The organism is Deinococcus hopiensis KR-140 (assembly GCF_900176165.1).
GTDB classification, from domain to species: Bacteria; Deinococcota; Deinococci; order Deinococcales; family Deinococcaceae; genus Deinococcus; species Deinococcus hopiensis.
The window spans coordinates 658,174-665,000 of the sequence record NZ_FWWU01000009.1 but is presented as its reverse complement, the minus strand read 5'-3'; the positions used below and the strand labels follow the sequence as shown (position 1 = coordinate 665,000).

Here is a 6,827-nt window from a genome sequence, read left to right as displayed (position 1 = left end):
AAGTTCCGGTTTGAGACGAGCTTCGGGGTGCAGACCGAAAAACTGGTGCCCTTGCTGGTCCTGCATGGCGACGGGGTACAGGGCCTCGCCGAAGGAACGATGGAAGCCGCACCCATGTACCGTGAGGAAACCGTCGCCGGGGCCTTGGGCCTGCTGCGCGAGGTGTTTCTGCCGCGCGTCCTGGGCCAGACCTTCGCCAACCCGGAAGCGCTGGAAGCGGCGCTGGGGAGCTTCCGGGGCAACCGCATGGCGCGGGCGATGGTAGAGATGGCGGCGTGGGACCTGTGGGCGCGGACGCTGGGTGTCCCCCTGGGCACCCTGCTGGGCGGGCACAAGACGGAGGTGGAGGTGGGCGTCAGCCTGGGCATTCAGGCGAATGAGGCGGCCACCGTCGATACGGTACGCCGACATGTGGAGCAGGGCTACCGGCGCATCAAGCTGAAGATTAAGCCGGGTTGGGACGTGCAGCCAGTGGAGGCGACGCGCGCAGCCTTCCCCGACATTCGCCTGACGGTGGATGCCAACAGCGCCTACACGCTGGCCGACTCAGGCAGGTTGGCGGCGCTGGACGCCGCCAACCTGACGTACATCGAGCAGCCGCTGGCCTGGGACGATCTGGTGGACCACAGCGAGTTGCAACGGCGCTTGAAGACGCCCCTGTGTCTGGACGAGAGCGTGGCGAGCGCGGCCGACGCCCGCAAAGGGCTGGCGCTGGGGGCGGGGCGCGTGATCAACGTCAAGGTGGCCCGGGTGGGCGGGCACGCCGAGGCGCGGCGGGTGCATGATGTGGCGCGGGCCTTCGGTGCCCCCGTGTGGTGCGGAGGGATGTTGGAGAGTGGCGTCGGCCGGGCACACAACATTCACCTGTCGACGCTTCCCAATTTCGCCCTGCCCGGCGATACGAGCAGTGCCAGCCGCTACTGGGAGACGGACGTGATTCACGAGGCGCTGGAAGCGGCGGACGGTTTGATGCCTGTGCCGCAGGGTCCCGGCATCGGCGTTACCCTGAACCGCGAGTTTATAGGGCGGGTGTCGGAACTGTACGAGGAGTACCGGGCTTGAGCGCCGCGTCTCCCAGAACAGGGCCGTTCCGGCCCTTCGTCATCCGGGACGTGACGGACCCCTGGGCCATGCGGGCGCTGGAAGACGTACAGGTGGCCGCGTGGGGCTACGCGGACCGCGAGGTGCTGCCCGCCACCATGTTCCGCATCGGAGCGCATACGGGGGCCACCGTTCTGGGGGCCTATCCAGCCGAGGACGTGGACGCCCCCCCCTTCGGCCTGGCTTACGGGTTTCCGGCGCTGCAAGGCGGGCGACTCTGGCACCACTCGCACCTGCTGGCCGTTCATCCCGACTGGCGCGGGAGCGGCGCGGCGGTGGCCCTCAAGCTCGCGCAGCGGGAGCGGGCGGTCTCGCAGGGCCTGACACGGATGACCTGGACTTTCGATCCCCTCGTGCCTCGGAATGCCCGACTGAACCTGGGCAAGTTGGGCGCACGGGCGGTGCGTTACCACGCCGACTGGTACGCGCTGGGAGAAGACCCGGCGACCGCCTTTCCCGCAGACCGGTTGATGATCGAGTGGGACCTGACGCGGCCTCAGGCCGAACGACCCCCACCTTTACCGGAAGGCGAGTTTGTGCTGAAGGCTGGAGACGGTCGGCCCGCCTCTCCCCTCCCCCATCGGGACGCGCCCCGTTTGTTGGCTGAGGTTCCTCTCGACGCCTTCGCCCTACCTGAAGACGTTCGGCTGACCTGGCGGCTGGCTCTCCGCGCTGTGCTGGAGCCAGCCTTGGAGAACGGCTATGCGGTCACAGACCTGGCGCGGGAAGGCGAGCGGGCCTTCTACGTCTTGACCCGTTTACAGGAATAGGAAGGGGACGGGACACCGCGCGGTGTCCCGTCCCCTTCTCCGAACAGCCGAGCGCCGGAGCGGCGCTCCGCCTCAGTTCTCGGCCCCCTGCACTCCTCAGTACGTCGCGTTGAAAAAAGCTGTATCGCTGACCCAGTCCTGCTGTGGGATGGGCTGCTCAACGGGATTGACCACGATGCTCAGGGCCTGGGCGAGGCCCTTGCTGCCCTCGGCGTTCACCTTGGCGAAAGACTGGCCCGCGCTGAAGGTGCTGAGTTCCGACAGGTCCAGCTGGCGGCGACTGGCGACGACGAGCACTTTGTTCACGCCGGGGTTGCCGCTCACGTTGAACTGAAAGTTGCCGCCCGAGGGGAAGGAGCGGACCTCGCTCTTGCGAACGTAGTTGCTGCCGCTGAGGCGGTTGGGCAGGATCTGGTCCACGCTGCCGTCGGGGTCCACCGAGAACAGGTAGACGTAGGCGTTCTCGTTGACCTGCACCGAGATGCGGATGGGATCGCCGATGCGGTAGCTCGGCGTGCGGGTACCGCTGGGGTCCTTGTTGACCCAAACGTGCGCTTGGAGCGTGGTGGGCACAGGATTGACGATGATGCTCTGGGCGCTGATTTTGGGCGCAGCGAGGGCCGGGGTGGCGAGCGGAGCGAGCAGCGAAGCGGTCAGGGCGATCAGGATGGCAGGCTTCTTCATACGTCTCCTCGGGAGAAGCACCCGTGCAGGCTCTGCACGTTGTGGAGGTGTTCTCTTTGCTGGACCTAGCGTATTCCCCCCTGCCTGACGCCCGGTGAACAGCACCTGACGGAACGTGAGACAGGGCAGGTTTGGCCTCACGTTGCCCAGCACTCAAGGACAAAAGTTGGGGGGCGAAGTCTTTTCAGACCTCGCCCCCCAGACTGTGGCAGGGATACTAGGATTCGAACCTAGACAAACAGATCCAAAATCTGTTGTGCTGCCATTACACCATATCCCTAGAGTTTTCCGGCTCCCTCTGGAAGCGCAGTGAAGTATAGCGGGGCTTCAGGCGAAGGGTCAACCTCCCGGCGCAGGAACGGGGCGCGACTTCTCCACAAGGATCAGGCCCGCGAACTTGAGCAGCAACCGCTTTTGCCCTACCCCAGGGAAATAGGCCAGCACCTCGCGCCGCTCACCCTGCCCAAAACCCTGGAGAAAGACGCCATCACCGAATTTGGCGTGGCGCAGACGAAGGGGCTCGGTGGTGCTGACGGCCCGCTGAATCTCGCGGCTGGGAATGCCCAACCGGGCGCTGACCTCTGGCAGCGAAAGGCCATGCAGGTCCAGCAGTTCACGCGCCTGAAGGGGCCAGGAGGGCGGCAGCGCGGGCACCTCAGGCAGGGTAAGGGCGTCGGGTTCGGGCTGGGGAACGGCCTCCACGCCCAGCACGGCTTCCAGAAAGGCGCGGGTGGCGTGCTTGTCGGTGGGGCGACGCTCACCGCTGCTCAGGAAGGGCGCGTAGCAACGGCTGACCGCGACGCACTCGTAGCAGCCGTGCGGCTCCTTGCAGCAGGTTTTGGCAGTGAGTTCCAGGCCCCGCCGCAGCAACTCGTCCATGTTCTCAAAGGCGCGGCGAGACACGCCCAGGCCGCCCAGCCAATCGTCGTACAAAAAGAAATAGTTGTCGCGTTCAGCGCGGAAGGCCCCCGAAAGATCGTTCTCGTCGCAGGCCACGCGCTCGGGCGTCACTTTTTGCAGCAGGTGCTTGAGGGTGTGGGCCACCGCTGTGGGCTGCTCGGTGGCCCGGGCGTCCACACCGATTTCGAGGGCGGCGGTGCGGAACGGCGGCAACTCCAACGCTTCCTCGTAGGGATGCTCGGAGAGCTTGTGGTCCTGCATCCTGTCCTGAATGCGGCCTGAGCAGGTGCGGCAGACCCGCTCGGTGGGGTCCGGCTCGCGGTCACAGCCGGTGCAGACGCGCTCAAAGACTTGGCGCATCATCATGTACCCCGTGTAACGGCGGCGGATGACCACCTCGCCGTGGCGGTAGGCGAGCGGCCCCTTACGGACCCAGTCGCCCATCTTCACCGGGCTGACCTCAATGGAATACAGCCCCCGGGTAAAGAGGTTGGCAGCGCTAAACTTCTCCACCAGAATGGCCGTGCCGGGGGGGTGGTCCTCCCAGCGCGTGACCTTGTAACCCTGGCCGTCCAGCGTAAAGACCGCCCCTTCGTGCTTCTCGGTCAGGGCGTAGTGCTGACTGGGGGATTCGAGCGGGGCGTCGAACGCCCGCATTCCCTTTTGCGCCCACTCGCCTTCCTCGATCACGGCGAACTTGGCGCTGCCCTCTCCGCGCAGGTTCCAGTAGCGTGGACCGGGCAGGACCTCGGCGGGAAGACCGGCGGCCTTGAATTCCTCGTTCGCGCGGTCCCGGTGGCGGGGCGAGAGGTAGGGATTGGCAGCCTCCACCACGGCCTTCTCGATGGGGCCGGTGACCAGCTCGCGGAAGTTCCCAGCGTTGGAGTAGAAGGCGTCCACGGGCTGCGGCACGCCCTGCTCGTTGAGTGCAGGGAGGTACAGCACCAGCCCCGGCACCACCCGCCCGGCCCGGCCTGCCATCTGCCGGAAGGCCATACGCGAGCCGGGATAGCCGTCGATCATCACGACTTCCAGGTCTCCAATATCTACCCCGGCTTCCAGCGCATTGGTGGCGAACATGACCCCGCTTTTGGCGCGGCGGAACTCGGTCAGCCGGCCCTCGCGGTCCGAGGTGCCCGCCATATAGAGGTGGACGTGATCGCGGTACAGGGCCTGGGCGCGGTAGGTGGAATACAGCCGAGCGGCGCGCGAGCGGCCCCGGAAAAAGGCGAGCACCTTGAGCCCCCGCTGAATGCTGGCGCTGACCACAGCGTCCCAGAAGCGGCGCGGTTGCCCCCGGTGGTCGGCCAGGTAGTAGCGCTTGCCGTGCCGGGCCGCGCCGGAGTCGCAGACCTCCACCGCGTCCGCGCCCGTCAGTTCCCGCGCGAACTCGGCGGGGTTGCCGATGGTGGCGGTGGACAAGACCACCTGCGGACTGGCTCCCAGCGCCCGCGCCAGGTCCAGCAGTCGCTGGAGCATCCCCGCCACCTCAGAGCCGAAGCCGCCCCTGTAGGTATGGGCCTCGTCCAGCACGATAAAAGACAGGCGGCGTAGGAAGTCGCGTACCCGGGGGTGGGTCAGGGACCAGTGGAGCTTGTCGGGCGTGGCCGTGACCATGCGGACCTCGGGGCGGAAGACGTCACCGGGCTGGGCGTTGCCCTGAAAGGCGGCAACGTTCCAGGAAAAGCCTCCGCGCTCCCGAAAAGCGCTCAACTTGTCGCGCTGGTCCTGTCCGAGCGCGACCAGCGGATACACGAAGAGGGCCGTGGCCTGCGGGTCGCGCTCCAGCCGCTCAAAGACCGCCGGGAAAAAGGCCCCCGTCTTACCGCTCGCCGTCGGGGTGGTCACGATGACGTGCTCGCCCGCGTGCATTCGGCGGTATGTCTCGGCCTGGTGGCTGTAGACCTCGGGGAAGCCGAAGCCGCGCGTGACCGCCCCAGTCCAGCCCAGTTCCGCCGCCTTCAAGGTCCGGGCAGGGGCCGATTCCTCCTCGTGCAAAAGCACCGCCCCGCTGCCCAGAATGTCGCGCAGAAAGCCCTCCAGGTGGGCATAGGGCGGGCGGGCGGGCAACACGCCTTCCAGTGTAGGGCGGGGCGGAGGGCGCGTGGGAAGCGAAATTACGGTGGGGTGAGAAGCGGGGAGCGGTTGGGCGACTTCGCGCCTGGCACGCCCCCTCCTCTCGGGCCGTACCCGTCACCCCTGGGCTCGCCCGGCCCTCTCTTCTGCACAACCCTGTGCGTCCTGCCTGGAGAGAGGTCAAAAGCCATCTCGGTCGCCCTCCTGCTTACATCACGCTGCCGCTGTCGCGCAGCAAAATTGGGGCCTGAAATGCCGCGGGCAGCCACTCCGCCTGCGGGTGCATGGCGTCCGGCGGGCAGGAGCGCACGCAGGCCATGCAGCCGGTGCAGGCGGCGAGGTTGAGCAGCAGCATGACGCCGCCCTCGGGCTTGAATTCGCGGGTAATGGCCTCGGTGGGGCAGACGTTTGCGCAGACCGGGCAGTCGATGCACGTGTCGTCCACCAGGGGTGCAGGCCAGTGGACGGCGGCGTCGGGAGCGGGGACAGGCCTGAGGGCAGCGGCCCGCCAGCGCCATTCCTCGGGCACGCGCTGCTGAGGCTGGCTCCAGTCCACGAAAGGCAGGGGCCGCTCGGGCAGGGCCTGGGCCACCTGCTGGCGTCCGGCACGGAAGAGGGCGGCAAAGGCTCCCCGGCGCGAGAGCTTCAGGCCCAGATTGTGGTCCTCGGAGGTCGCGCGCCGGACCGTCACCTGCGTGGGTTGCCCGGTGGGCGCGCGGAGGGCCTGGGCTTCCTCCACCACGCGGCGCACCCGTTCGGGCACATCAGGGGCACCGACGGGGCAGGCGGAGCACTCCCCGTGTACCAGTGTGAGCGGCGTTCCCCACGCTCCCGCGGCGGCCACCACAGCGGGCGTGACCCGGCCCAGGCAGGTCAGGGACGGACCACCCGCGCCGCTTTGCGAGCAGGTCAGGGACGCCACGCCACCTGCATCCTGCCGGGCGTCCCGCACGCTCTGAAGGGGGGCCATCAGGTCATATTCCAGCGCTCCCGAGGGACAGACCTGTACGCACAAGCCGCAGCCTGTACAGCGCGCCGGGTCAATGGACACGCTCTGCCCGAGCGGCCCGAGGACGATGGCCCCGTGGGGGCAGGTGGCGTGGCACGCGTCGCAGCCGCCCACCGCCTGCCGCTCCAACAGGCAGCGGGGCGGCGTGTACCTCGGCAGTGGATCGCCGTACTCACTCGCCTGTTCCAGCATGTTCCCCAGCACGCGCCGAGTCTAGAGCGGGGACAGCGGGACAAGTGGGACCTGCGTTGGACTGGACTCAACTTTTGGGAAAGACGGGCATGCCG

At 67.6% G+C, this 6,827-nt stretch carries 5 protein-coding genes and 1 tRNA gene (1 of these 6 running past the window's edge); 2 read left to right on the top strand and 4 right to left on the bottom strand.

Annotated elements, in window-relative coordinates:
• Together menC and B9A95_RS16735 are read left to right on the top strand one after the other, a co-directional pair.
• Positions 1 to 1,062, top strand: partial view of an o-succinylbenzoate synthase gene (gene menC / locus B9A95_RS16740; protein WP_084048343.1) — the 3' portion only. The gene continues 48 nt to the left of window position 1, outside the view; the window shows 1,062 of its 1,110 coding nt (coding positions 49-1,110); the start codon falls outside the window, past its left edge; its stop codon occupies positions 1,060 to 1,062.
• Between the two features lie 68 nt (positions 1,063 to 1,130).
• Positions 1,131 to 1,871, top strand: a complete 741-nt coding sequence (locus B9A95_RS16735; protein ID WP_084050780.1) for an acyl-CoA acyltransferase — start codon at positions 1,131 to 1,133, stop codon at positions 1,869 to 1,871.
• Between the two features lie 96 nt (positions 1,872 to 1,967).
• Here B9A95_RS16735 and B9A95_RS16730 read toward each other — a convergent pair whose 3' ends face one another.
• From B9A95_RS16730 to B9A95_RS16715, 4 genes are all read right to left on the bottom strand, one after another.
• On the bottom strand, positions 1,968 to 2,555 hold the full coding sequence (locus B9A95_RS16730; protein ID WP_084048342.1) for a DUF4384 domain-containing protein: 588 nt from the start codon (positions 2,553 to 2,555) through the stop codon (positions 1,968 to 1,970).
• A 206-nt stretch (positions 2,556 to 2,761) separates the two neighbouring features.
• Positions 2,762 to 2,835, bottom strand: a tRNA-Gln gene (locus B9A95_RS16725).
• 59 nt (positions 2,836 to 2,894) lie between these two features.
• Positions 2,895 to 5,528 carry a DEAD/DEAH box helicase gene (locus B9A95_RS16720; RefSeq protein ID WP_084048341.1) on the bottom strand — a complete coding sequence of 878 codons (2,634 nt, stop codon included), beginning with the start codon at positions 5,526 to 5,528 and terminating at the stop codon, positions 2,895 to 2,897.
• A gap of 211 nt (positions 5,529 to 5,739) precedes the next feature.
• Positions 5,740 to 6,744 carry a 4Fe-4S dicluster domain-containing protein gene (locus B9A95_RS16715; protein WP_084048340.1) on the bottom strand — a complete coding sequence of 335 codons (1,005 nt, stop codon included), beginning with the start codon at positions 6,742 to 6,744 and terminating at the stop codon, positions 5,740 to 5,742.
• Positions 6,745 to 6,827: the final 83 nt, after the last annotated feature.

Bases quoted from the DNA above. Each gene is read 5' to 3' on its own strand.
- B9A95_RS16730 (WP_084048342.1), bottom strand. From the start codon at position 2,555: ATGAAGAAGCCTGCCATCCTGATCGCCCTGACCGCTTCGCTGCTCGCT.
- B9A95_RS16735 (WP_084050780.1), top strand. From the start codon at position 1,131: ATGCGGGCGCTGGAAGACGTACAGGTGGCCGCGTGGGGCTACGCGGAC.